This is a genomic window from Halolamina salifodinae (assembly GCF_017874235.1).
In the GTDB taxonomy this organism is placed as follows: Archaea; Halobacteriota; Halobacteria; order Halobacteriales; family Haloferacaceae; genus Halolamina; species Halolamina salifodinae.
The window spans coordinates 222,085-245,686 of the sequence record NZ_JAGGLC010000004.1; the positions used below are offsets into that span (position 1 = coordinate 222,085).

Annotated in this window: 24 protein-coding genes; 11 read left to right on the plus strand and 13 right to left on the minus strand. The window is 66.2% G+C overall.

Annotated features, from left to right (window positions below):
• Nucleotides 1–5 precede the first annotated feature (5 nt).
• The 3 genes from J2753_RS10595 to J2753_RS10605 all read right to left on the minus strand — a co-directional run bounded on the left by J2753_RS10595 (nt 6) and on the right by J2753_RS10605 (nt 2,480).
• Nucleotides 6–767: a class I SAM-dependent methyltransferase gene (locus J2753_RS10595; RefSeq protein WP_209492022.1), complete on the minus strand. Its 762-nt coding sequence runs from the start codon at nt 765–767 to the stop codon at nt 6–8.
• On the minus strand, nt 767–2,107 hold the full coding sequence (hisD, locus tag J2753_RS10600; RefSeq protein ID WP_209492023.1) for a histidinol dehydrogenase: 1,341 nt from the start codon (nt 2,105–2,107) through the stop codon (nt 767–769). Before hisD ends, J2753_RS10595 begins: the two co-directional genes overlap by 1 nt.
• Nucleotides 2,108–2,285: 178 nt before the next feature.
• Nucleotides 2,286–2,480 (minus strand): cold-shock protein, encoded by a 195-nt coding sequence (locus J2753_RS10605; protein ID WP_049980416.1) that lies wholly within the window; start codon nt 2,478–2,480, stop codon nt 2,286–2,288.
• A gap of 127 nt (nt 2,481–2,607) precedes the next feature.
• Between J2753_RS10605 and J2753_RS10610 the strand changes: the two genes are divergently transcribed.
• Nucleotides 2,608–3,231, plus strand: a complete 624-nt coding sequence (locus J2753_RS10610) for a class I SAM-dependent methyltransferase (protein WP_321168810.1) — start codon at nt 2,608–2,610, stop codon at nt 3,229–3,231.
• A gap of 20 nt (nt 3,232–3,251) precedes the next feature.
• On the opposite strand, the gene J2753_RS10615 is transcribed toward J2753_RS10610, so the two are convergent.
• From J2753_RS10615 to J2753_RS10625, 3 genes are read right to left on the minus strand one after another with little or no spacing between them, the layout of a single operon-like run.
• The gene (locus J2753_RS10615) at nt 3,252–4,001 is read right to left on the minus strand and encodes a DUF429 domain-containing protein (RefSeq protein WP_209492025.1); all 750 of its coding nucleotides are present in this window, start codon (nt 3,999–4,001) and stop codon (nt 3,252–3,254) included.
• A gap of 48 nt (nt 4,002–4,049) precedes the next feature.
• Nucleotides 4,050–4,796, minus strand: a complete 747-nt coding sequence (locus J2753_RS10620; RefSeq protein ID WP_209492026.1) for a TrmB family transcriptional regulator — start codon at nt 4,794–4,796, stop codon at nt 4,050–4,052.
• Nucleotides 4,796–8,365, minus strand: coding sequence for an MMPL family transporter (locus J2753_RS10625; RefSeq protein WP_209492027.1), 3,570 nt, complete (start codon nt 8,363–8,365; stop codon nt 4,796–4,798). Before J2753_RS10625 ends, J2753_RS10620 begins: the two co-directional genes overlap by 1 nt.
• Before the next feature lie 156 nt (nt 8,366–8,521).
• Between J2753_RS10625 and J2753_RS10630 the strand changes: the two genes are divergently transcribed.
• Genes J2753_RS10630 through J2753_RS10645 form a run of 4 tightly spaced genes read left to right on the plus strand, consistent with a single transcriptional unit; the run spans nt 8,522 to nt 11,585 of the window.
• Nucleotides 8,522–8,947: a DUF7575 domain-containing protein gene (locus J2753_RS10630; protein WP_209492028.1), complete on the plus strand. Its 426-nt coding sequence runs from the start codon at nt 8,522–8,524 to the stop codon at nt 8,945–8,947.
• A gap of 57 nt (nt 8,948–9,004) precedes the next feature.
• On the plus strand, nt 9,005–9,628 hold the full coding sequence (locus J2753_RS10635; RefSeq protein ID WP_209492029.1) for a TetR/AcrR family transcriptional regulator: 624 nt from the start codon (nt 9,005–9,007) through the stop codon (nt 9,626–9,628).
• A 44-nt stretch (nt 9,629–9,672) separates the two neighbouring features.
• Entirely contained in the window at nt 9,673–10,344 is a 672-nt protein-coding gene (locus J2753_RS10640) for an ABC transporter ATP-binding protein (protein ID WP_209492106.1), read from the plus strand.
• Nucleotides 10,341–11,585 (plus strand): ABC transporter permease, encoded by a 1,245-nt coding sequence (locus J2753_RS10645; RefSeq protein ID WP_209492030.1) that lies wholly within the window; start codon nt 10,341–10,343, stop codon nt 11,583–11,585. The genes J2753_RS10640 and J2753_RS10645 overlap by 4 nt, the downstream gene beginning before the upstream one ends.
• Before the next feature lie 177 nt (nt 11,586–11,762).
• Here the strand turns inward: J2753_RS10645 and J2753_RS10650 are convergent, their stop codons facing one another.
• Nucleotides 11,763–12,446: a haloacid dehalogenase type II gene (locus J2753_RS10650; RefSeq protein ID WP_209492031.1), complete on the minus strand. Its 684-nt coding sequence runs from the start codon at nt 12,444–12,446 to the stop codon at nt 11,763–11,765.
• A 90-nt stretch (nt 12,447–12,536) separates the two neighbouring features.
• On the opposite strand from J2753_RS10650, the gene J2753_RS10655 reads away from it, so the two are divergent.
• Both J2753_RS10655 and J2753_RS10660 read left to right on the plus strand, forming a co-directional pair.
• Complete coding sequence (locus J2753_RS10655) at nt 12,537–12,905, plus strand: tautomerase (protein WP_209492032.1); 369 nt, start codon at nt 12,537–12,539, stop codon at nt 12,903–12,905.
• A 45-nt stretch (nt 12,906–12,950) separates the two neighbouring features.
• On the plus strand, nt 12,951–13,373 hold the full coding sequence (locus J2753_RS10660) for a hypothetical protein (RefSeq protein WP_209492033.1): 423 nt from the start codon (nt 12,951–12,953) through the stop codon (nt 13,371–13,373).
• Nucleotides 13,374–13,984: 611 nt separating this feature from the next.
• On the opposite strand, the gene J2753_RS10665 is transcribed toward J2753_RS10660, so the two are convergent.
• Nucleotides 13,985–15,577 carry a Na+/H+ antiporter NhaC family protein gene (locus J2753_RS10665; protein ID WP_209492034.1) on the minus strand — a complete coding sequence of 531 codons (1,593 nt, stop codon included), beginning with the start codon at nt 15,575–15,577 and terminating at the stop codon, nt 13,985–13,987.
• A gap of 306 nt (nt 15,578–15,883) precedes the next feature.
• On the opposite strand from J2753_RS10665, the gene asd reads away from it, so the two are divergent.
• Complete coding sequence (asd, locus tag J2753_RS10670) at nt 15,884–16,918, plus strand: aspartate-semialdehyde dehydrogenase (RefSeq protein ID WP_209492035.1); 1,035 nt, start codon at nt 15,884–15,886, stop codon at nt 16,916–16,918.
• Nucleotides 16,919–16,965: 47 nt separating this feature from the next.
• Complete coding sequence (locus tag J2753_RS10675; RefSeq protein WP_209492036.1) at nt 16,966–17,379, plus strand: hypothetical protein; 414 nt, start codon at nt 16,966–16,968, stop codon at nt 17,377–17,379.
• On the opposite strand, the gene J2753_RS10680 is transcribed toward J2753_RS10675, so the two are convergent.
• Nucleotides 17,380–18,351 (minus strand): hypothetical protein, encoded by a 972-nt coding sequence (locus J2753_RS10680; protein WP_209492037.1) that lies wholly within the window; start codon nt 18,349–18,351, stop codon nt 17,380–17,382. It lies immediately after the preceding gene.
• Nucleotides 18,352–18,663: 312 nt separating this feature from the next.
• Entirely contained in the window at nt 18,664–19,623 is a 960-nt protein-coding gene (locus tag J2753_RS10685) for a D-2-hydroxyacid dehydrogenase (RefSeq protein WP_209492038.1), read from the minus strand.
• Between the two features lie 101 nt (nt 19,624–19,724).
• Here J2753_RS10685 and J2753_RS10690 point away from each other — a divergent pair, with 101 nt between their 5' ends.
• Nucleotides 19,725–20,069: a nuclear transport factor 2 family protein gene (locus tag J2753_RS10690; protein ID WP_209492039.1), complete on the plus strand. Its 345-nt coding sequence runs from the start codon at nt 19,725–19,727 to the stop codon at nt 20,067–20,069.
• 33 nt (nt 20,070–20,102) lie between these two features.
• Here J2753_RS10690 and J2753_RS10695 read toward each other — a convergent pair whose 3' ends face one another.
• From J2753_RS10695 to J2753_RS10705, 3 genes are read right to left on the minus strand one after another with little or no spacing between them, the layout of a single operon-like run.
• The gene (locus tag J2753_RS10695) at nt 20,103–20,348 is read right to left on the minus strand and encodes a type II toxin-antitoxin system HicA family toxin (RefSeq protein ID WP_209492040.1); all 246 of its coding nucleotides are present in this window, start codon (nt 20,346–20,348) and stop codon (nt 20,103–20,105) included.
• On the minus strand, nt 20,349–20,552 hold the full coding sequence (locus tag J2753_RS10700; RefSeq protein ID WP_209492041.1) for a type II toxin-antitoxin system HicB family antitoxin: 204 nt from the start codon (nt 20,550–20,552) through the stop codon (nt 20,349–20,351).
• 60 nt (nt 20,553–20,612) lie between these two features.
• Nucleotides 20,613–21,458 carry a translation initiation factor eIF-2B gene (locus tag J2753_RS10705; RefSeq protein WP_209492042.1) on the minus strand — a complete coding sequence of 282 codons (846 nt, stop codon included), beginning with the start codon at nt 21,456–21,458 and terminating at the stop codon, nt 20,613–20,615.
• A gap of 111 nt (nt 21,459–21,569) precedes the next feature.
• Here J2753_RS10705 and J2753_RS10710 point away from each other — a divergent pair, with 111 nt between their 5' ends.
• A complete protein-coding gene (locus J2753_RS10710; RefSeq protein ID WP_209492043.1) occupies nt 21,570–23,513 on the plus strand; it encodes an acetate--CoA ligase in 1,944 nt (647 codons plus the stop codon).
• Nucleotides 23,514–23,602 lie beyond the last annotated feature (89 nt).

Sequence of the window (23,602 nt, forward strand, 5' to 3'; positions counted from 1 at the left end):
ACTGCTCAGGCACGCGCGACCAGCAGTGTCGTGCCGCCCGCATCCAGCAGGCGAACGTCGCCGAACCCGGCCTCGTCGGCCGCCGCACGCATCGCGTCGGCGTCGTGGACCGGCACCGTGATCGTCTCGCTGGTCGTCGCAGACTCGCCCTCCGCCACGTCGGTCGCGCGGTAGCCCATCCGGAGGTCGATCCCTGCCCCGGTCGGGAAGTCCGTCACCGAACGCTCGAGGCGGTAGCCGCTGCCCGTGAACACGCCGACCGACTCCACGCCCGCCCGGATCACGTCACCGTCGGTGACCGCGCGGTAGAGCAGCGTTCCGTCCTCTGTCAGTCGCTCGGCGGCCGTCTGGATCAGTTCGGCGGGGTCGGCGACGGCCGGCGACGCCGCGGGACCGGCCATCGCGACGACGGCGCCGAACTGCAGATCCGTGGGCGGATCCAGCGGGTCAGCACGGGCGACGTCCGCCGCGGGCGCGCGGTGGTGCGTGAACCGCAAGAGTTCGTGGTGGGCGTCGACGCCGAACGCGCGGTCGTAGCGCTTCGAGAGATGCGAAAGCAGCGCGCCGACGCCGCAGCCGAGTTCCAGCGCGTTGCCGGATTCGGGGGCGAACGCCTGCACGGCCTCGAAGTCGCCCTTCACGCGCTCCTCGTCGGTCAGCCGGTCGAAGACGGGGGCGAGCGTGGTGTACAGCGAGTGCTCGCCGCCGGGGTCCCGGAGGATGCGCTCGCAGGCGTCGGCGAACGTGGGCGGGGCAGGTCGGGGCATCAGGCCGCGTCGCCGTCGCCGGCGTCCTTGCCGTCCTCGCCGCCTTTTCTACTCTCCTCGCCCTCATTCCCCTCACGCAGCCGAACCCGGACGCTCTCGGCGTGGGCCGCCAGCCCCTCGGCCTCGGCGAGTGTGGTCACGGTGTCCGAGAGCGAGTCGAGCGCGTCCCGGTCGAGTCGCTGGACCGTCGAGGAGCGCAGGAACTCGTCGACAGAGAGGCCGCCGTGGACCTTCGCGCCGCCGCCGGTCGGCAGCACGTGGTTCGTCCCGGTGCCGTAGTCGCCGGCGGCGACGGGGGCATACGGACCGAGGAACACGCTGCCGGCGTTGGTGATCCGGTCGAGTAGCGCCTCGTCGTCGTCGGCCTGAATCGAGAGGTGTTCGGCGGCATACTCCTCCGCGAACAGCACCGCCTCGGGCATCGAGCGCGCGACCAGCACGCCCGAGACGTCGGCGTCGAGCACCTCGCGGATCGTCTCCTCGCGCTCTCGCTCGCTGGCCTGTCGGTCGACTTCCTCGGCGATCTTCTCGGCCAGCGCGGCGTCGTCGGTGACGGCGACGACGCTGGCCTCGGGGTCGTGTTCGGCCTGCGCGACGAGGTCGCTGGCGACGAACTCGGGGTTCGCCGTCTCGTCGGCGAGAACGAGAATCTCGCTCGGGCCGGCGAGGAAGTCGATTTCGACCTCTCCCCGAACCTCGGCTTTCGCGGCGGTGACCCACGGGTTGCCCGGGCCGACCACCTTCTGGACGGCGTCGACGGTCTCGGTGCCGTAGGCTAGCGCGCCGATGGCCTGTGCGCCGCCGACGGAGTAGACGGCATCGGCGCCGGCCTCGTGGATCGCCGCCAGCGTGACGGGGTTCATCTCCTCGGCGGGCGGGGTCGCGACGGCGACGTGTTCGACGCCGGCGACTTTCGCGGGCACGACGCCCATGATGGCGCTGGAGGGGTAGGCCGCGGTGCCGCCGGGGACGTAGACGCCGGCGCGCTCGATGGGCCGGAAGCGGCGGCCGAGTTCGCGACCCTCGAACGCCTCACGCCAGTCGGTCGGGAGTTGGCGCTCGTGGAACGCACGGACGTTCTCGATAGCGTCGCGGATGGCCGCGAGGGTGTCGTCGTCGACGTCCTCGACGGCGCGCTCTGCCTCGGCGGTCACGTCGACGTTGGCGACCTCCACGTCGTCGAACTCCTTGGAGAACTCCCGAAGCGCGACGTCACCCTCGTCGCGTACCCGCGGGAGGATCTCCCGGACGTCCTCGCGGGCGCGCTCGACGCCGGCGTCCCGGTCGAAGAAGGCCCGGCGCTCGGCCGTCGAGAGGTCCGCGATGGCTCGTGGTTGCATGGCTCGGCGTTGCGCCGCGCGGCCTAAGGCGGTTGCGGATGGCCGTCGCTCGAGGAAAGTACGTTCGGCGGCGGGGCCGGAAACCGCGTGGCTGCCGCTCGGAACTGTTGAAGTCAGGGGTCCGCTTCCACGGACGCCCGAGTAGTTTGGAGTAGTGCGTCGAGAAACTGGAGCCGACTTACAGTCGGGTCAGGTTCGTCGCGCGGGGGCCCTTGTCGGCCTGCTCGATGTCGAACTCGACCTCCTGGCCCTCCTCCAGGTCGGGACCGCCGACGTCTTCCATGTGGAAGAACACGTCGTCGTCCGCGTCCTCAGTCTCGATGAATCCGTAACCGCCCGTGTCGTTGAAGAAATCAACCGTACCAGTCGCCATTACGTGTCTACGAATGGGGTTTTGCATCTTAACCCCTTCGGTCCGTCCCCGTCAGCGCGCAGCCGCCGATCCCGGCATCGTCGACGGTGCGACGAGCCTTTACTCGCCGCGGCCCGACCCCCACACAGTGAATCCAGAGGACGTCCGCGAGGACTGGGCCGAGCGAACCGGCGAGTTCTCGCCGGAGTACTACGCCCACAAGGGACCCAACGAGGCGAGCGAGCAGATCCGGGAGCTACTCGAGCACTATCTCGACCGCGAGGCGCGCGTGCTGGAGATCGGCTGTAGCTCCGGGCGCCACCTCGCGCATCTCCACGACGAGGGGTTCCGGAACCTCCACGGGATCGAGATCAACGCCGACGCCATCGAGGTGCTCCGCGAGGAGTACCCCGCCCTCGCTGCCGACGCGACGTTCCACGTCGGCGACGCCGGGGAGATCCTGTCGGAGTTCGAGGACGACGCCTTCGACGCCGTCTACACCATCGAGACGCTCCAGCACATCCACCCCGACGTGGCCGACGATGTCTTCGACGAGGTGGCTCGCGTGACGGGCGACCTGCTGCTCACCATCGAGAACGAGTCCGCACGCGGCGCGGGCGCGAGCGAGGACGCCGACGTCTCCTACGTCAACGACGAGTTCCCGCTCTACCACCGCGACTGGAAGAGCATCTTCGCGGATCGGGGGTTCGCCCAACTGCTCTCGGAGTCGAGCAAGCGCCGGGATCGGATGCGGGCGTTCCGGCGGCCATAAGGAAAGAATCCGGAGGGTGTCTACGGCTCAGCGTAGACGATCTCCATCCGGATCTCTTCTTGATCTCGTTCCGGCTCATTCGGCAGCGTGCGAAGTTGGCCGGTCAGATCACTCGCAGTCACAGCCAAGGCGAACGCGTCGAGCAAGTCGTCGTTCGAACACTCCGGACTGTCCCACTCCCTGATCGTGTCCCCTGCGTCCTCTAAAGAGTCGAGAACGCTACTGTCGGCGGTTTCGAGTGCGTCGACGCGCTCCCAGAACGCCGCCGCAGGCTGTCCAGTCTTCGAGAACTGCATCGGGTCCCCGCCGTTGAGTTTGCAGAAGCACACCTCCGGATGTGACTCGCGGATCGTCTCGTTTCGCGTGTCGTTATCCCGGAGTAATTCATCCAGTTCCCGTATTTTGGGAGTGATTGCGTGAGACTGAGTGCCTAAACTCCCGTCAGTACACTCTTCCTGTTTTAACTTCGCCTCCTCGTAGGACTCCTCCATCGCCGCAGAGCGAATCGGGACCGGGAAAACGCTACTGTGGCGTTCTGGACTGAGCAGATCCCGTGCTTCCGTATCGCACTCGCGGGGATCCGCAGACGCTTCACGCATCCCGATAGGGATATCGACCAGAATTGTCTCGGCTCCCTCGTTATCGTGCCAGAGCTGGTCTGCCTCGCCGTACCGTTTGACGTCGACGTATCCGTCTTGGTCATATCGAACGGCGATCCAACCGTCCGGCGCAGCATCGACGCCCACGTACCGTGGGTTTGTGGAGGCCATAGTTATCCCCAATCAGGTCACGCAAAAACGTTAGCGGTCCGACTCGGTCTAAACGAACACTTGGCGGATCAGCGCCGTCAGCACCCGCGCAAACCCCGTCCCGTCGCTCCAGAACGCCGACTCGTCGCCGACGTTGGGCATCTCCGCGGTGGGCTGGACGCTCAGTAGTACCGTGTCGTCGTCGACCAGCAACACGCGCCCGACGCTGAGTTCGGGCGCGGCCTCTTCGACCGCTACGACCGACAGGCCGGCCTCGCGGGCGGCCTCGCGAACCTCGGCGTCGACGCTCGCGACCGTCACGTCGACGCCCGAGTCGGCTGCCTCCACGAGCGCCTCCGCCACGGCACCAGTCAGCAGCGTCGGCTCCGAGGTGGCGAACAGCACCTCGGCGTCGGCGCCCGATACCAGCGAGGTGATCCGGGTGGTGACGTTCTCGTTGCCCTCGGTCAGCCAGATGGCCTCCCGGTCCTCCGTGGGCGGACGCTCGTTCCGGACCTCCTCGAGATAGTCGAACGCGCCATCGGCGGTCGACTTGAGACGGTCGTACAGCAGCGAGCGCGCCTCGTCGACGCCGACCGGGCGGTAGCGCGTGGGTGAGCCCCCCTGTACGTCGATCAGGCCGAGCGACTCCAGTTCGTCGGCGGCGCCGTACACCTGCGACCGGGGCACGTCCGTCACGCCCGCCACCTCGCTGGCGCTGGCGACCCCCAGCTTCTGCAGGCCGAGGAACGTCCGGGCCGCGTACGTCGAGAGCCCGAGTTCCGTCAGTGCCTCGGCAGCGTCGGCCTCGTTCATCACTCCTCCTCGCGGGTCCAGGCTTGGTTGATCCGGCTCAGCTGTGCTTCGGTCATCTCGCGCTCCTCGAAGCCGGCGTAGGCGTCCCGGAGATCCGCCGCCGAGACGCTGCCGGAGGCGGTCACCCGCTCGAACACGTCGGCCACGACCTCGATGGTCGTCTCGCCGCCGGTGTCCGTGAGGTTCCCGTCGACCACGAGCGCGCCGTTGACGCTGAACTGGTCGCCGTCGGCGGCGCTCTCGGGCACCGTGACGGTGTAGCGCAGCGTCGGGTTCTCCCCGTCGAACGCCGCCGAGACCACACTCTCGCCCGCGGTGGTCCGGACCGGCTCGGGTGTCGCCGACTCGACGGTCGGCCCGCCGCCCGCCCGCTCGTAGATCACCGCGCGGCCGTCGGCGTTCGCCGTCTCGACGGTTACGGTGACGGTGCCGCCGGGCGCGACCACCGCGCGGTCGAACGTCCGCTCGGCGCGCGGCCTCGCCTCGGCGTCGCCGTCCGCCCCGCTGGCGATTGCCGGCGTCTCCGCCGTGGCGTCCTCGTCGGTTTCCGTCTCGTCGCCAGCATCCGGGTCGTCATCGTCGTCCGCGTCCGGTGCGGGGAACACGCCGTCGGGGCCGGCGTACTTCGTCCAGACTGCGAGCAGCGAGGGCAGCACCAACACGCTCGCGAGGAACGCGTAGATGATGGTGAGCCCGGTGATGATCCCGAACTGCTGGAGCGGCGGCAGGATGGCGAACACCAGCACGCCGAAGCCGCCGACGGTGGTGGCCGCCGAGCCGAGCAACGCGCCGCCGGTACCGGTGACCGCGCGCTCCATCGCCTCCCAGATGTCGCCCGTGCGGGCCAGTTCCTGGTTGTAGCGCTCCGAGAGGTGGATGCTGTAAGCCACCCCAAGCCCGACAGTGAGGCTCGTGATCATCCCCGTGATGACGTTGAACGATATCCCCAACTGCCACATCGTGCCGAGGATCCACGTCACGCTGAACGCCACCGGGAGCAGCGTCACCGCCCCCAGCGTCGCACTGCCTTCGGTGATCCGGTAGGCAGCCATCAGGAACACGAACGTCGCGACGAGCGTGATGATCAGGCTCTCGACGACGGTCCGGAGGAGCTGATCCTGCACGATCTTGTTCAGCACCGCGCTGCCCGTCGCCGTCGCCGTCAGCCCGTCACCCTCGAGTTCGTCGGCGACGTCACGCATCGCGCTGGTGACTTCCTCGCCGCTCGCGTCACCCTGCACCGCGACCACCATCCGCATCGCGACGTACTCGCCGTCGGCGCGGTAGATCACGCCCGCCGCGCGGTCCGGCGCGACCTCGAACAGGTCGTCATAGAGCGCTTCGAGGTTCTGGTCGGGCACGCCGTCGCCGTTCTGGTCGGCCGCGGTGAAGCTCTCGTTGAACGACTCGTTTTCGGCGGCGACGGCCGTCATCACCGTCAGCGGCGTCTCGATCCGGGCCTCCCCGTTCGAGAGCGTCTGGGTCACGTCCGACTTGTCGGCGGCCGAGCGCTCGGCGGCGTCGATGCGTTCGAGCGTGTCGGCCTGGGTGATCCCGCCGCCGCCGTCGTTGCGTATCAGGATCTGGGCCTGTGAGTCCTGCCGGACGAAGTTGTCGTTGACGTACTCGAGGTTCGCCTTCGCGGTGTAGGTCCCCGGCGCGAACGGTTCGGGGAGGTCGTTCATCCAGTCGGCGGGGTCCTCGGCGATGAAGTCGCTCTGCTCGAAGGAGGTGTCGACCTTCGTGGCGCCGTACCCCCCACCGGCGCTGATCAGCAGCGCGAGCACGATGACGAGATACGGGCTCTTGCGGGCGGCGGCCGCGCCGACCGAGAGCGCTCGGGAGAACGCGCCGCCGCCGGTGCCGAACGCCCGCTTCCGGCGGTCGAAGCCGTAGCCCTCGAGCAGTTCATCGAGTTCCACCTTGATCGCCGGCATCAGCAGGCCGAAGACCAGCAGCGCCGCGGTGATCCCTGCGGAGCTCACGATGCCGAACTCACGGATCGGCGGCACCGGGCTGGTGAGGTTCGAGAGGAAGCCGATCACCGTGGTCGCGGTGACGTACAGCAGCGCGATGCCGACGCCGACCAGCGCGGTCCGCATCGAGCCACGCGGGCCCGCGTCCGCGTCCTGCATGCGCTCCTCGCGGTGGCGCATGAAGATGTGGATCGCGTAGTCGATGCTCAGCCCGATCAACAGCACCGGAACGGCGATGAAGATCTGGTTGAAGTTGATCCCCGTCCAGCCCATGAAGCCGAACGTCCAGGCGAGCACCGCGCCGATGCCGAACAGCCCCAGCAGGATGTCCAGCGGGTCGCGGTAGGCGACCACCAGCGCGATCAGCACGAACACGATGGCCAGCGGCCCGACGATCAGCAGGCTGTCGGTCATCGAGTTGGTGATCTCTTCGGAGATGATCCCCGCGCCGAAGATCAGATACTCCCCGCCTTCGGCGTCGGCACCGAGGTCCTGCATCTGCAGTTGCGCGTCGATCACGTCCTCGCCCGCAGTGCCCTGCGAGGCTGACCCGGCGCCCTCCATCGTGACCACGAGCATCGTCGCCTCAGCGTCGGTGGAGCCGGACTCGTAGTCGGTGGGCATCAGCCCGAACGCGCCGATCTGGTCGCCGCTCCCGCCGCTCCCGCCGGTGCCGGCGTCCTCGCCGAGCACGAGCAGGATGGCGTCGTTGAGTTCGGACTCGTTCAGCGACTGGAGCTGTTCGCGCTGCTCGGTCAGCGTCGCGTTGGAGGCGTTCTGGTACTCCTGCTGTTCGGTTTCGAGTTGGTTCGAAAGCGCCTCCAGTCGCTCGACGTCCGAGCGAAGCTGTTCGACGCGGTCCTGCAGTGCGGTGTACTCGTCTTCGAGCACGCCCTGCGTGCCGAGGCGGTAGGCCTGCTGAGCCTCCTCCTCGGAGCTCGCGTTCCGGAGCTGTTGGGCCGCAGTCCGGAACGTCTCGGCGTCCTCGGCGTCGAACTCAACGGCCGTGTCCTCCCGCACCGCCTCGAACTCCGCGTCGATGCTCGCGTTGGGGTTCTGCCGCAGCGTCGTCAGCCCCTCGCTGAGCCGCTCACTTGTCGCCGTGAGCGTCTCGTTGCGGCGCTCGATGGCCGCCTGCTCCTCGGCGACGCTCCGGTTCAGCGTCCGGAGCTCCGCGGCGACCTGCTGGACGTCCTCGCCCTCCTCGGCACTGATCGAGGCGATAGCGATGGCGTTGGCGATACTCGCCGTCGGGCGGTCGCCCGCGAGCGTGGGCTCGACCGTCTCGTCGTCGTTGAGCGTCTGTTGGTAGCTGATGATCCCGACGAGGGACCCCCTGTCGAGCACGTCGCCGCCCTCGTCACGGACGATCACCTGCGCGGTCGTCGTGTCCTCGTCACCCGTGGAGAAGTTCTCCTGGGCGTAGTCGAGCGCGTCGCCCTCCGCGGAGTCGGTCTGGAACTGATCGAGCGAGGACGTCTGCTCGACCATCGTGGCGCCGCTGCCGAGGACGACGGTCAACACCAGCATCACCGCGATCACCGCGCGGCTGTGGTCCATCACGCCGTCGACGACCGCATCGACGCCCCTCATCCGGCCGCTCCCTCCGATGTCGTCGGTGGTGCCTGGAGCTGCATCTGTGTGTACTCTCGTACTAACAGCCGATGGATAACCTTTTCGAACTCGTTGAACGCTCGTTCAACCCCGCCAGACGGAAGCGCTTTTGCTGACCAGACGTTCAGTAGCGGTATGTCGCTTGTTCCGGAGCGCTATCGGCCGTATCTGGCCGGGCTGTTGGGGACGCTCGCCACCGGGTTCGGCCATCTCTACCTCCGGCGCTGGCTGCGCGGCTTCGGCTGGATCGCGCTGGCGTTCGCGGTCACTGTCGCCTTCGTCCCCGAGTCGGCACTCGAGACGATGGCGGCCGGCGGGACGCTCTCCTCGCAGTCGGAGTTCTACCCGCCCATGTTCGTCCAGTTGGCCGCCGCGCTGGACGCGTTCCTGCTGGCGTATCGGAGCGATTCCGGCGCCCAGTCGGACGTCAACGCCCCCACGCCGGCGGCCGCCGACGTCGACGCCGGCACGGTTGCCTGCCCCAACTGCGGGAAGGAGGTCGACGCCGATCTCGGGTTCTGTCACTGGTGTACGACGGAGTTCGCCACCGACGCGAACTGATCGGGCGGGGTCGTCGGACCGACACGCCTATGGCCGCTTACTGAATATTCAATCAGTATGGGGGAGACACCACCGTTCCTCTCGGACCCCGAGACCACCCGGGAGTCGATCATGCACGCGACGTATCTCGCGCTGTGTGAGCACGGCTACGCCGGCCTGACGATCCAGCGCATCGGCGAGCAGTTCGAGAAGAGCAAGTCGCTGCTGTACCACCACTACGACGACAAGGACGAACTACTGCTGTCGTTTCTGCAGTTCATGCTCGAGGAACACCAGTCGTCGGTGCCCGAAACCGTCGACGACGGCGCCGACGAGCGACTCGACGCGATGCTGGACGTACTGCTCCCGCCGACGCTGGACGAGGAGGAGCAGGGGTTCACCGCCGCGATGGTCGAACTCCGGGCGCAGGCCGCCCACGACCAGCGCTACCGCGAGCAGTACGCCGAACACGCCCACGCGTTCCACGAGCACCTCGTCTCGGTCATCGAGGACGGGATCGAGGAGGGGGTGTTCCGAGACGTGGACCCGGACCAGGTCGCACAGTTCCTCGGCACACTGACTAACGGCGCGATGACCCGGCGAGTCACCGGCGGCGGCGACGAATCAGTGACCGCGACCCGCGCGGAGGTCAACGCGTACATCGACCGCGTGCTGCGGGCCGGAACGGAGGGCGGCGAGTGACCGACGCCGCGGTCGACCTTCACGACGTCCGCAAGACCTACCAGATGGGTGATCAGACCGTCCACGCGCTGGACGGCGTCTCGCTCACCATCCCGCAGGGCTCCTACACCGCCGTCATGGGCCCCAGCGGGTCGGGGAAATCGACCCTGATGAACGTCGTCGGCTGTCTCGACACCCCGACCGAGGGCGTCGTCGAAGTCGACGGCGTCGACGTGACCACGCTCTCGGACGCCGAGCGCACCGCGCTCCGGGGCGACGAGATCGGGTTCGTGTTTCAGACGTTCAACCTGATGCCCCAGCAGACCGCCCGCGAGAACGTCGAACTCCCGATGACGTTCCAGGGCGTCGGCCGCACGGAGCGCCGTGAGCGCGCCGACGACCTGCTCGAACGCGTCGGCCTCGCTGACCGACTGGACCACAAGCCCAACGAACTCTCGGGCGGCCAGCGCCAGCGGGTCGCCATCGCCCGCGCGCTCGCGAACGACCCCGCGATCATCCTCGCCGACGAGCCGACCGGGAACCTCGATAGCGAGACGGAGGCCGAAATCCTCGAACTGTTCGAGGAACTCAACGCCGCCGGCAACACGCTGCTCGTGGTGACCCACGAGCGCGTCGTCGCCGAACACGCCGAGCGCATCGTCCACCTGTTCGACGGCGAACTCGAGGATATCGAGCGGATCGATCAGCGCCGGATCGCCGGGGAGGGAACGCGATGAAACTCGGTGAAAGCGTCCGGATGAGCTGGCGCGCGATCACGGGCCACAAGCTCCGGTCGGTGCTGACGGTGCTGGGCGTCGTCATCGGCGTCGGCTCGGTGATCACGTTCGTCACGCTGGGCGCGAGCCTGCAGGCCGCCATCGTCGGCGACGTGGCCACCTCCAGCCCGGAGATCGCCGTCACGGTCGGGCCCGAGAGTCAGGGTGGCCCCGGTGGCGGTGGCGGCGGCGAGGCCGTCCCGGTGTTCACTGAACACGACATGGCGCAGCTACGGGAAATCGAGCACGTCGAGGCGGTGGTGCCGACCGGACAGGTCGGGATCGCGGCTCTCGGACACGGGAACGACACGGTCCGATGGCCGTCGATGACGGCGACGACTCGCGACTCCTTCGCGGGCGACTCGTTCCAGTCCGGCGGCCCGTTCGAGGTCGGCGCCAACGAGGCGGTGCTCAATCCCGCCGCGGCGACGATGTTCGCCGAGAACGTCTCGGCTGGCGAGGAGATAACCGTCGAGTTCGCCGAGAACGACACGCGGGCGCTCGTCGTCGCGGGCGTGTTGAACGAGTCGAGCGGCTTCGCGGCCGTCGCGGCCAGCGGGACGCCCGCGGTGTACGTCCCGACGGACCCGTTCTACACCACGACCGCCGAAAGCCCCGCGACCGGCGAGCGCGAGCGCGCCTACCCACAGCTCACGATCCGGGCGAGTAGCTACGAGCGGGTCGACGACGTGGAGCCGCTGGCGCGTGACTACCTCGAAAACGAGTCCGACGCCAGCCAACTCAAACCGGACTCCTACGAGATCAGCCTGACCACCAACGACGCGCTGGTCGAGCAGATCCAGGGCATCCTGAGTACGTTCACCAACTTCATCACCGGCGTCGCGGTGATCTCGCTGCTCGTCGGCGCCATCGGCATCGCGAACATGATGCTCGTGAGCGTCACCGAGCGCACCCGCGAGATCGGGATCATGAAGGCCATCGGCGCCACCCGCCGGGACATCGTCCAACTGTTCCTGGTGGAGTCGGTGATACTGGGGGTGATCGGCTCCGTGATCGGGACGCTGGTCGGTCTCGCGGGCGGCTACGCGGCCGCGACGTTGATCGACCTCCCGGTCGCGTTCGCGCCCGAGTGGTTCGCTATCGCCGTCGCGGTCGGCATCGGTGTCGGCATGCTCGCCGGGATCTACCCCGCGTGGGACGCTGCCCGAACCGACCCTATCGACGCGCTGCGACACGAGTAGTCCCTGCTGATGTCCCTTCCCCCACTGGCGCTTCCCCCTCCACTTCGCCGGTCGCTCGCTGCTTCGGCCCTCCATCCCGCTGACGTTGCCTTCCATCCCTCTCCACCCCGCTGGCGCCCCTCCATCGCCGGTCGTCCGCGGCTTCGGCCCTCCCTCGATTCTCGTTTGCGGACCTGCTCAGACGCCCAGTCGGTCCGCCAGATCGTGGATGTCCTCGACCGTGAGGTCCGGGTCGCCGGCGAAGCCGTCCCACGGCGTTCCCTTCCGGTCGATCCACACCGACTGCATCCCGGCGTGGCGGGCGCCGAGCACGTCGAACCACCCCGCCGAGACGTGGGCGATCTCGTCGATGGGCGTCCCCGTCCGGGCGGCAGCGTGGCGGTAGAGTTCGGCGGCCGGCTTGAACGTCCCAATCTCGTCGGCGCTGATCGTGTCCGCGATCAGGTCGCCGATATCGGCGTGTTCGACCATCGAGGCGAGCATCTCGGGGTTGCCGTTGGAGACGACGTACGTGTCGTAGCCGCCGTCGTGGAGGCGCTCGATCCCCTCGCGCACGTCGGCGAACACGTCGAGTTCGTGGTAGACCGCGAGGATCTCGTCGCGTTCTTCCGGGGTGATGTCGACGCCGTTCGCGTCGAGTGCGTACTGGAGGGCGTCGCGGTTCATCTCGTAGAACGGCTGGTAGGCGTCGACCTGGTTGGCGACGAACGTGTACGCCAGCGAGCGTGAGCGCCAGAGCGCCGAGACGGGTCCGGGCTCGGGCACCCGGTCGGCCAGCGCGGCCTCGGCGGCGTCGACGTCGACCAGCGTGCTGTACGAGTCGAACGTGACCGTCGAGACGCGGTCAGGGTCGAACGACATACGCCCGGCGATGGGGCCGGGCCGGAGTTAGGGCTGCCGACGGCGACACGGCCACCGCGCGCTCTTGTACCGGGCGCCCCAAGGGGAGCCATGCCCCTGTTAACGATCACCACGAGCGCCGACCCGCCGGAGACGCGGTCCTTTCTCGCCGGCGTCGCCGACCGATACGCCGACGTGATGGACAGCGAGACGCGCTTTCTCACCGTGAACCTCCGGCGGAGCGACCGGGAGGACCTGTGGCTCGGCCGGGCGGATCCGGAGGAGCCCATCGTCCTGCTCGAAGCCGACATCCGGGAGGGTCGGCCCGCGGACCAGCGACGGACGTTCGCCCTCGCGTTCATGCAGGAAGTTCGCGACGCGTGGGGCGTCCCGGAGGCGAACATGAAGGTCGTGTTCACCGAACACGAGGGGTCCCACCTGATGGGCTACGACCGTATCGGCGGCGACTGGGAGCCGTGAGCCGGCGAAGCCGGGTTTAAGCACTCGCCCGCCCAACCGGCGCGCATGGTCTCTGATACGCGACTGTACGGTGGCGCCATCGGCGTCGTCTCCGGTGGCTACTCGCTGTGGAGCGCGTCGATGGCGACAGCGATGGGTCTCGGCGGCTGGCTGATGGCCGTGCTGGGGGTCGTCGTCCTCGTTCACGGCGCGCTACTGCTCACGGAGTTCGCCGACCGGATCGGCGACGCCAGCGGGCCGCTGATGATCGCCTATTCGGTGCTGATGCTGCTGAATCAGGCGCTCGTCGGGTTCGGAATGATGGACGGCGCGGGGATGATGGACGGCGCGGCGATGGATCAGCGAATGATGGACGGCAGCACGATGGCCGGCATGGGCTGGGACCCCGGGATGGTCGCGCTCGCGACGCTGATGCTCGTCAGCGGCGTCATCATGGCTCGTGACGGCGACTCCGCAGGAGGAATGTGAGTCGGTCACGGGACCCGAACGCGGTTACTCTCAGGCCAGCCTAACGCGGTCAATATCGACCCGGGCCCGGATCGACGAGGTAGCGCAGCAGATTCCCTTCGCGACGGGGTCGTTCCTGAATCGGCCGGGTTCGTTGCTCGAGCACCTTCGGTGAGGGGGCTTTTCGTCGAGCGTTTTGCAAGCGAGCAGCACGGTACCCCCGGCGTCCCGCTCGCCGTACGGGCGACTTGCGGGTCGCCCGTGCGACGTAGCGGGAGCTGCCAAGGTCGAATGTCGCCCGGAACACTAACTGCCAGCCTCATCCCTGGGCTGCGTGCCGTGTCGGCTGGCTAACCCTCGTGCCGGGCGGCCGGGTACGCCCCGGCGAGCGGTCGCTCTCGCGACGAATGTACCGCGCCCGGGTTCGCCACTCGGTCATCGCTCCCGTCTGGGAGTACTCGGGTGGGGACTAAAGGCGCGGTGTGGTTCTATCGGGTGCAGCCGGTTAAAAGGAGCGTCGGGGCGGCTCAGTCGTCACCGGCTGTTCGCCTCGGTGACACCCTCAGTCGTCACCGGCTGTTCGCCTCGGTGACACCCTCAGTCGTCACCGGCTGTTCGCGTCGGCGACACTTTCAGTCGTCGCTCGGCTCCGAACTCTCCTGTGGCGCGTCGACGAAGGCCGGGTCGATCCCCTTGCGGTTGGCGTCGAACTCGGAGAGGCCGTACACGATACCGACGAGCAGGCCGGCACCAACCACGAGCAGTGCAATCGGCGAGATCCGGGTGAGCCCCCACACGAGCAGCAACAGGGCGGCGACGATCCCGACCGTGAGTGCGTAGTAGAGCTGTGTACGGACGTGATCGATGAGGTCGGCCCCGGTGAACGTCGAGGAGAGCACCGTGGTATCCGAGATGGGGGAGCTGTGGTCACCGAAGATGGCGCCGGAGAAGATGACGCCGACCATCGCGGCGATGATGGTGTGGTCGCCGGCGAGGTTCCATGCGACCGGGATGACGATGGGCGTCAGGATCCCCATCGTGCCCCAGGAGGAGCCAGTCGAGAAGGCGATGAACGCCGCGAGCACCAGTACGAGCGCCGGCAGGACGGCGACCGGGAACGAATCGCCGACGACGCCGGCGACGTACTCGCCGGTCCCGAGCGCGCCCACGACTTCGCCGATGCCCCACGCGAGCACGAGGATCGAGACCGCAGTGAGCATGAGGCCGAACCCCTCGATGGTCGTGTCGGTCGCCTCGCCCAGCGAGAGGATACCGTACACCTTCCCGAGGACGAACCCGGTGAGGACCATCGCGAACGAACCATAGATGAGCGCCGACGCGAAGTCGGCCTCGGTCACCATATCCATGAGGCTCGCGCCGGGCGAGTAGCCGGTCCAGAGCGCGCTTGCAAGCGTGACGACGATGAGGACGGCAATCGGTCCGAAGAAGTTGATCAGCCGGGGGTTCTTCGTGCTCGGTTCGCCGAGGTCAGCCTGCACGTCCTGCATCGGGCGGGCGCTCTCGCGGCTGACCTGGCCCGTGGTCCGCGAGCGGTGCTCGGCGTCGAGCATCTCGCCGTAGTCGCGGCCGGAGAACACGATGATGGCGACCATCACGATGGCGAGGATGGAGTACATGTTGAACGGGATGGAGTTGAGGAACACCTCGAACGCCGGCGGATGGTCGGCGACGCCGGCCGCCGCGTAGCCGTCGGAGATGAGCGACAGTTGGAACGCCACCCACGAGGAGATGCCCAGCGTCGCCACCGGCGCCGCCGTCGAGTCGACGATGTAGGAGAGCTTCTCCCGGGAGATACGCAGGTGGTCGGAGACGTCCTTCATCGCCGAGCCGACGATGGCCGTGTTGGCGTAGTCGTCGAAAAAGAGGACGACCCCGAGCAGCCACGCGACGGCGCCGGCTTTCCGCTGGGTGTCCAGCTTCGCGATGGCCCAGTCGCGGACGGCGTACGAGCCGCCGAGGTTCCAGATCATCGCGACGCCCGACCCCAGCAAGAGGGTGAACACGAGGATACGGACGTGGAATTCCCCGGCGACTGCAGCAACGATCCAATCGAACGTCTGGACGATCCCCAGGCCGCCGGTGTAGATCACTGCCCCCGACCAGATGCCGAGAAACAGCGACAACACCGCCTTCCGCGTCAGGATCGCTAGCCCGATTGCGAGCAGCGGCGGAACGATAGCCAACACACCGAACTCTGAGGCCATTTTCCTGCGAGTATACCCCGGGCGCGTATAAAACTAGTCTGCCCTCCGCTGCGACGTGAGTCGTCGATACCGGCTCGGCTGACAGGACTTCCCGAGGAGGAGGCCACGCGTTCCCCCGGGATGTCCGTAGCGTCGACGGCCGCCCGCAGGAGGGGCAAGTGACGATCCCTCGGCAGCGACCCCTGCCGGCCGACGATCCGTGTCCGTTCGCCGCGGGTCGGTCGAAAACCTTCGATAGACGGCCGCTACGGTGCCCATGCGACCGCTACCCGAACGCACTTAGGGGCGCCTCTCCCAGAGCAGATAATGTCCGTTCGTGTCGGCCTCCTCGGCGCCACCGGCGCCGTGGGCCAACGGTTCGTACAGCTACTCGACGACCACCCGACGTTCGACATCGCGGCGGTCACCGCCAGCCCCCGCAGCGCCGGCGAGTCCTACCGCGACGCCGCCAAGTGGCGCGTCGACACCCCGATCCCCGAGGATATCGCCGAGATGACCGTCCGCGAGACCGATCCCGACGCGCTGCCCGACGATCTGGACCTGCTGTTCTCCTCGCTGCCCTCCACGGTCGGCGCCGAGATCGAGCCGGAGCTCTGTCGCGCGGGCTACGTCGTCTCCTCGAACTCCTCGAACGAGCGCATGGCCGAGGACGTCCCCCTCACCATCCCCGAGGTCAACCCCGACCACCTCGCCCTGATCGAAACCCAGCGCGAGGAGCGTGGCTGGGACGGCGCGCTCGTGAAGAACCCCAACTGCTCGACGATCACCATGACGCCGACGCTCGCCGCGCTGGATCAGTTCGGCCTCTCGCGGATCCACGTCGCGACCCTGCAGGCGGTTTCGGGCGCCGGCTACTCCGGCGTCACGTCGATGGAGATCATCGACAACGTCCTCCCGCACATCGGCGGCGAGGAGGCGAAGATGGAGGCCGAGTCCCGGAAGCTACTGGGCGACGTAACCGACGGCGAACTCTCGCTGCACGACGTCGACGTGGCGGCCTCCTGCAACCGCGTCCCCTCGCTCGACGGCCACCTCGAGAACGTCTTCGCCGAACTCGAGGAGGACCCGAGTGCCGCCGAGGTCCACGAGGCCCTCGAAGGCCTCGACGCCGCCGACCTGCCGTCGGCGCCCGAGCAGCCGATCCACGTGTTCGACGACCCCGAGCGCCCGCAGCCACGGCTGGACCGGATGCGCGGCAAGGGGATGCAGATCTCCGCCGGTGGGTTGCGCGAGACCCCCGACGGGATCCAGTACAACTGCCTCGCGCACAACACCATCCGCGGCGCCGCCGGCGCGTCGGTGCTCAACGGCGAACTGCTGGTTGAGGCTGGCATCGTATAACAGAGTAAGTGAAAAAATATATTGCCATATAGAGATATCGTCTGAATATGAATAGAAGAGACATCATCAAAGTGACAACTCCAACGGTACTAGGTATGTCAGGATGTCTGAGTAGAGGAGGGGAATCATTTCCAGAATTGGGGGGAATGAAAGTTTGGAATCGAAGGGAGTCAAAGCAAAAATTCACATATATATTGAAAGGAAAAGATAACGAAACAATACACAAAGATGAAATCACTGTTGAGGGGGCAGACCCGTCAGCGAACTCAACGGGATACAAACACATCTCTCCTGATATTGAAGAGAGCAGGGAAATTTCAGAGGTGGTTGTTCAAGGAAGTTCACAGACCAACAAAAGTAGGTTATCTTTTGATGACCTTGATGAATATAAATGTGTTGAAATAACTATTATGATTGAAGAAAGTATAGAAATATTAGTCAAGAGAGGATGCGAAGGCTAGCTAATTATCGGCAGGCTCGGTGTTGATCTCTAAATCGATGAGCTTCACACTTTTATTATTGGTCGATTTATAAATGGGGCCCCCATCAAACTTTTCTAGAGAAATATTCATACTATCAACTTCATTTTCAGATAGTTTAGTATATTGACTATTTTCCTCCAGGTTTACATCCTGTGTTTGAGTCAGGTTTCCACAATCTTCAACAGAATCGATTCGATAAGTCCCCTTAATTCCGATTCTACCTGCACTGTAGCTTCCAAAGGATCCAGTCACATAGAACTGTACCGGTTCACAGTTATCATGAGGGCCGACGTTAAATTCAGCATATTGGGAAGGAACGCTGGGCTGTGCGGTGGGCCCATAATTCCAAGTACTCTCATATAATTCACTATCGTCGGAACTCGTGTCACCGGGATCATCAGTTAAGAGTTCCTGAATTTGAGCGACAGTAACCCCGAGAGTATAAGCGGGATGCATCTCCCCTAATGCTGTCTGAATAATACCCTTAGCTGCATTAAGATCATCTGACGATAGAGAGTCATCAGATGCCGGTTTGGCGCCATACATCAAATTATCCTGTTGTCCGACATATAGATAGGTGTTTGCGTTCTCAGTTCCGATCTTCATAGTTTGTCCGCTAACAGATTCAGTACTTCCTGTTAGTTCCCAATTATCATCACTTATTGTTTTAGAGTTCACAGCAATAGAGTTATATCCAATTTTATGCTCTACTATGGTATTATCAGAGTTTGAAAGTTCAGCTATGTACTCCACACCGTGACCCATCTCTAAATGATACGTAGTGCCTGCATCGGCACTCTCTACTGATCCCCTGTTCCCGATAGAATCACCCTCCTCAATCGTATCACGGGCAGATACATTCTCTGAGGAAAATCTAACCCCTGCACTTCCAAGAGTGCCTGCAGCAATTGTTTTCAATGCAAACCTTCGAGGGATATCCTTATCTCCCATAGTTCAAACTGAACTTGCCCCCGTATAATACTTTCTGTATGATAGATAGAGCCCTATACAATAGTTTAATAGAGTTAAATAGTATATTCGGTAGTATTCAGATCAGCGGGTTACGTCAGTAGAATTGATGACTACAACCGAAATCCCTCAACTCCCACAGCTCGCTGCGTGCGTTCGCTCCTGTTGCTCGCTCTCGTACTTACTTCGCCAGCGTTCGTCGAAATCGCTCGTGTTTTCAATCCAGCAATATTTCTGGCAGTAACGACGAGTGGGGCTGGCTATTTCTAGTCCTTATCTGAACACCGCCTATATTCAGACAGTACTTTCATCCACGATATTCTCGATCTCGCCGCTCTCCTGCAGCGCCTCGTAGTTGCCCGCGACGATCTCGGTCAGTCGGTCGAAGTACTTCGGCGTGTGGCCGGCGTTGTGTGGCGTGATTTGGACGTTGTCGAACGCCCAGAGCGGGTGGTCCGCCGGGAGGGGTTCGGGGTCAGTCACGTCGAGGAACGCGGCGCCGATGGCGTTGCCCCGGAGCGCGCCCACCAGCGCCTCGGTGTCGATGACGCCCCCGCGGGCGATGTTGACCAGCGTGGCCTCCGGCGACAGCGTCTTGAACGCCTCCTCGTCGATCAACTGGGCGGTCGCGTCCGTGAGCGGGCAGGCGAGCACGAGCGAGTCCGTGCGGGCCAGCGCGTCGTGGATCTCGTTGAACCCCAGCACCTCGTCGGTCGGGCCGCCCTTCTCGGGGCTGTAGCGCACGCCGATGGTGTCGACGCCGAACGCGTCGAGTCGCTCGACGACCGCCTGCCCGATGGCGCCCATGCCGACCACGGTGACCGTCGAGCCTTGCAGTTCACTGGTGCCGAACGACTGCCAGACTCTCTGTTCCTGCTGGCGGGTCGCCCGCGGGAAGTCCCGGGCCATCGAGAGCAGCGCACCCATGACGTACTCCGAGATGTTCGGCCCGTGGACGCCCGAGGCGTTGGTGACGGCGACGCCCGCCTCCTCCAGTGCGTCCAGCGGGAGGTGGCCGGTGCCGGCGTAGGAGCAGGCGAACAGTTCGAGGTTCTCGGCACGTTCGAGCATCTCCGGATCGATGTTGAAGCCGGCGACGACCCGGGCATGAGGGATCAGATCCCGCTCTTCCGCGGGCGTCTCGGCGACGGCCACGTCGGCGTCGGGGAGCCGTTCGCGCATCGATTCGGCGTAGTCGTCGACGGAGATGCCGTGGATCTTCTGGCGCAGCAGTAGGACGTCTGGTTCGCTCATGACCGCGACGTTGGCGCGGGGCGAAAAGAGTGTACCCTTCTCGGCAGGACTCGGGGGCGGCGGGGCACAACACTCAACGGGGCGGCCGACCCACAGCCCCTATGAGCGAACAGATCGCACGCCGTTACTACGAACTGGTCGACGCCGGCGACTACGACGAACTGGTCGCGCTGTTCACCGAGGACGTGGTGTACGAACGCCCCGGTCAGTCGACCATCGAGGGGGAGGAGGAACTCCGAGCGTTCTACGAGGAGGGTCGCCCGCTCTCGAACGGCGAGCACGAACTGCACGCGGTTGTCGCTGAGGGAGACACCGTCGCGGTCCGCGGGACGTTCCGCGGCGAACAGGACGGCGACGCGGTGGAACTCGGCTTCGCGGACTTCCACGAGTTCGAGGGCGAGCGGATCGCCCGCCGTTACACGTACACGGATCGGGATACAGTATAAACTTCGTTCAGCGGCTCGAACGGAGTGGTGACGCTACCGGTGCTCGTCGATCCACTCGCACCACGCGTGGAAATCGTCGGCACCACACTGCTCGGCGATGCTCTGCAGCGTCCCAGTTCGAACTCGGTCGTGGAGTGGGACAGTGACGGTCCGTTTCTCGCCTGTGTCGGGATTGGTGTACTTCAGAATCGCGTGGTCACCGCGAGTTCGGTCGTGCCGGTAGCCGAACTTCTGTAGCACCCTCACGATATCCCGGCCGGAGAAGTCACGGGAGCCCATTCAACCCTCGAACCACGGCGCGTCGGGCTCGGTCGATGGGGTGTCGGCCTCGCGTGCCTCCGCAGTCGCCGATAGCGCCTCGTCGAGGTTCTCGAGAGCCTCTTCACGAGTCTCTCCCTGACTGGCGACCCCCGTCTCCTCGTCGATCGCGGACCACCAGCCGTCGTCTTCTTCGATCAACCGAATCTCTCGACCGGTGCTCATAGACGTGTGTAGGGCGCTCTCCGGCATAAACCTTCGACCGGGGATCGAAGCCGTCCGTAATCAGGGCTCGCCGATTCCTTCGTCGGTGATCAGCGTATCGACCAACTCCACCGGCGTCGCGTCGTAGGCGGGGTTCTCGATGTCGACGCCAGCGACCGGTTCGCGCATCACCTCGCTGGGCGAGCGGAACTCGTTTTCGAAGCGGAACTCGTCGATCACCTTCGTCGAGGAGCCGACAACCGTCACGGGCACCTCCTCGCGGTCGGCGACCGCGGCGATGGGGTAGGTGCCGATGCGGTTGTACAGCGTCCCCTCGACGATGCAGTCCATGCCGACGACGACGCGGTCGACCTCGCTCATCACGTGGCCGGCGGCGCTGTCGACCAGCAGGTGAGGCTCGATCCGGTCGATCCCCGCGAGCGTACGGGCGGTCTTGCGCCCGAGGTAGCGCGGGCGGGCCTCGGTGACGTAGGCGGTCAGGTGCGTCCCCTCCGCACAGGCCGTCTCGATGGCCTCCAGCACCGTCGAGGAGTAGTCGTGGGTGAGGATCGTCTCGCCGTCCTCGAACGTCTCCGCGGCGTGGGCGGCCGCGCGGCGCTTCCCCGCCTCGACGCGTTCGATGGCCTCCTCGGTGGCGTTTTTCAGGAGCGACTTGGCCTCCTCGGGGGTGTCGGCTTCGCCGACGACGGCGTCGGTGATGCTGCGCATCGCGGTGTGCAGCGAGGCGTGGGAGGGGTTGGCCCGCCGGAGCGCGCCCGCGTTGTGTTCGAGGTCCCGGTCGAACGCGTCGGCGGAGACGTACTCCCGGTCCAGCAGTTCGCGGAGCGCCGTCGCGGCCTTCACGGCGACCGCTGAGGAGGAGTGGCTCCGCATCTCCCGGATCTCGGCGACCGTCTCGTCGATCATGCTCACGGCGTGGGGCGCTCGCCCGATAGGTGTTGCTACTCGGCAGATCCGAGAACGGGCGAAGGGAGCCCCGAGCGGGAAACTTATCTCCCTCACCCCGCGCAGTGTCACATGATGACGGGCGACGGCGCCGATCCGACACGCACGCCGACCGAGTCCATCGACCCGCCCTCGTGGTTCCGCGAGCGCGCGGCGGTCTCGGACCCCGGGATCTACGAGACGTTCGACCGGGAGTGGCCCGACTGCTGGGCGCGCGCCGCCGACCTGCTCGACTGGGAGACCGAGTACGAGACCGCCTTCCGCGGCGGCGACGCCCCGCCGTTCGAGTGGTTCCCCGGCGGCGAACTCAACGCCTCGGTCAACTGCCTCGACCGGCACCTCCCGGAGCGCAAGAACCAGCGCGCGCTGGTCTGGGAGGGCCAACTCGACGAGCGCCGAAGCTACACCTACCTCGAACTCTCCCGCGAGGTGAACGCGCTCGCGGCCGGACTCCGAGACCTCGGCATCGACGAGGGCGACGTGGTGACGCTCTACCTCCCGATGGTGCCGGAACTGCCGGCAACCATGCTCGCCTGCGCCCGCCTCGGCGCGGTCCACAACGTCGTCTTTGCCGGCTTCTCCGCGGACGCGCTCGCCGAACGGATGGAGCGCGCCGACTCCGAGTTCCTGCTGACCTGCGACGGCTACTACCGCCGCGGCGACGCCATCGCCCAGAAGAACAAAGCCGACAACGCCCGCCTCGCCGTCGACCGGGACGTGGACGTCGTCGTCCTCGACCACCTCGGCGAGGGTGTTCACCTCGGCGAGGGCTACCACGACTACGGGGCTCTCGTCAAGGATCACGAAGGCGAAGAAGTCGACCCCGTCCCCAGAGCCGCTTCCGACCCCCTGTTCCGCATCTACACCTCCGGGACTACGGGCGAGCCCCGTGGCGTGACCCACACAACCGGCGGCTACCTCGCGCACGTCGCGTGGACCGCCCAATCTGTCCTCGACATCCGCCCGGAGGACACCCACTGGTGTGCGGCCGACATCGGCTGGATCACGGGCCACTCCTACGTCGTCTACGGCCCGCTGGCGCTCGGCGCGACGACGGTGCTGTCGGCAGGGACCGCCGACCACCCCGAACGCGACCGGCTCTGGAAGCTGATCGACCGCCACGCAGTCGACGTGTTCTACACCGCACCCACGGCGATCCGGGCGTTCATGAAGTGGGGTGCCGAGCATCCCGAGCGCCACGACCTCTCCAGCCTCCGCCTGCTGGGCACCGTCGGCGAACCCATCGACCAGCGCGCGTGGCACTGGTACCGCGAGCATATCGGCGGCGGGGACTGCCCCGTCGTCGACACCTGGTGGCAGACCGAAACGGGCGCCATCCTCGTCTCGACGCTGCCGGGCGTCGACGCGATGAAGCCCGGATCGGCCGGCAAACCCCTGCCCGGGATCGAGACCGAGGTGGTCGGACCGACGGGCGATCCGGTCGCCACCGGCGAGCGCGGCGAACTGGTCGTCACGCGCCCGTGGCCGGGGATGCCGGTCGCGCTGGCCGAGGGAACCGGCTGGGGCGAGCACGCCGTCTCCGAGCGGCACGGCTGGCGCTACCACCCCGAGGACGCGGCGACCGTCGACGACGACGGCTACGTGACGTTCCTCGGGCGCGCCGACGAGGCGGTCAACGTCGCCGGCCGCCGGTTCAGCACGATGGAGTTGGAGTCGGCCATCGTCGGCGTCCCCGGCGTCGCGGAGGCCGCGGTGGTCGGCGCCGACCACGAAACCACCGGAACCGCCATCTACGCCTACGTCGCCCCCGAGCACGGCGTCGACGAGGCCGACCTGCGGGAGCGCGTCCGCGGGGCCGTCGAGGACGCCGTCGGCGCCGTCGCGGTTCCCGAGGCCATCGTGTTCACGCCGGATCTGCCCAAAACGCGCTCGGGGAAGATCATGCGCCGCCTGCTGGAGGACGTTGCCAACCGCGAGTCCCTCGGCGACACCTCGGCGCTGCGGAACCCCGAAATCGTCGGCGAACTCCAGTCCCGCACCCCGGACGAGGACTGAGCTGGCTGTTTCGGTTATACGCGAATTTCGAAACTGTTCGAAGCTGCGCGATGAACCGTTTGCCGCCCAGTTCCAGTTCGACCGGCGAC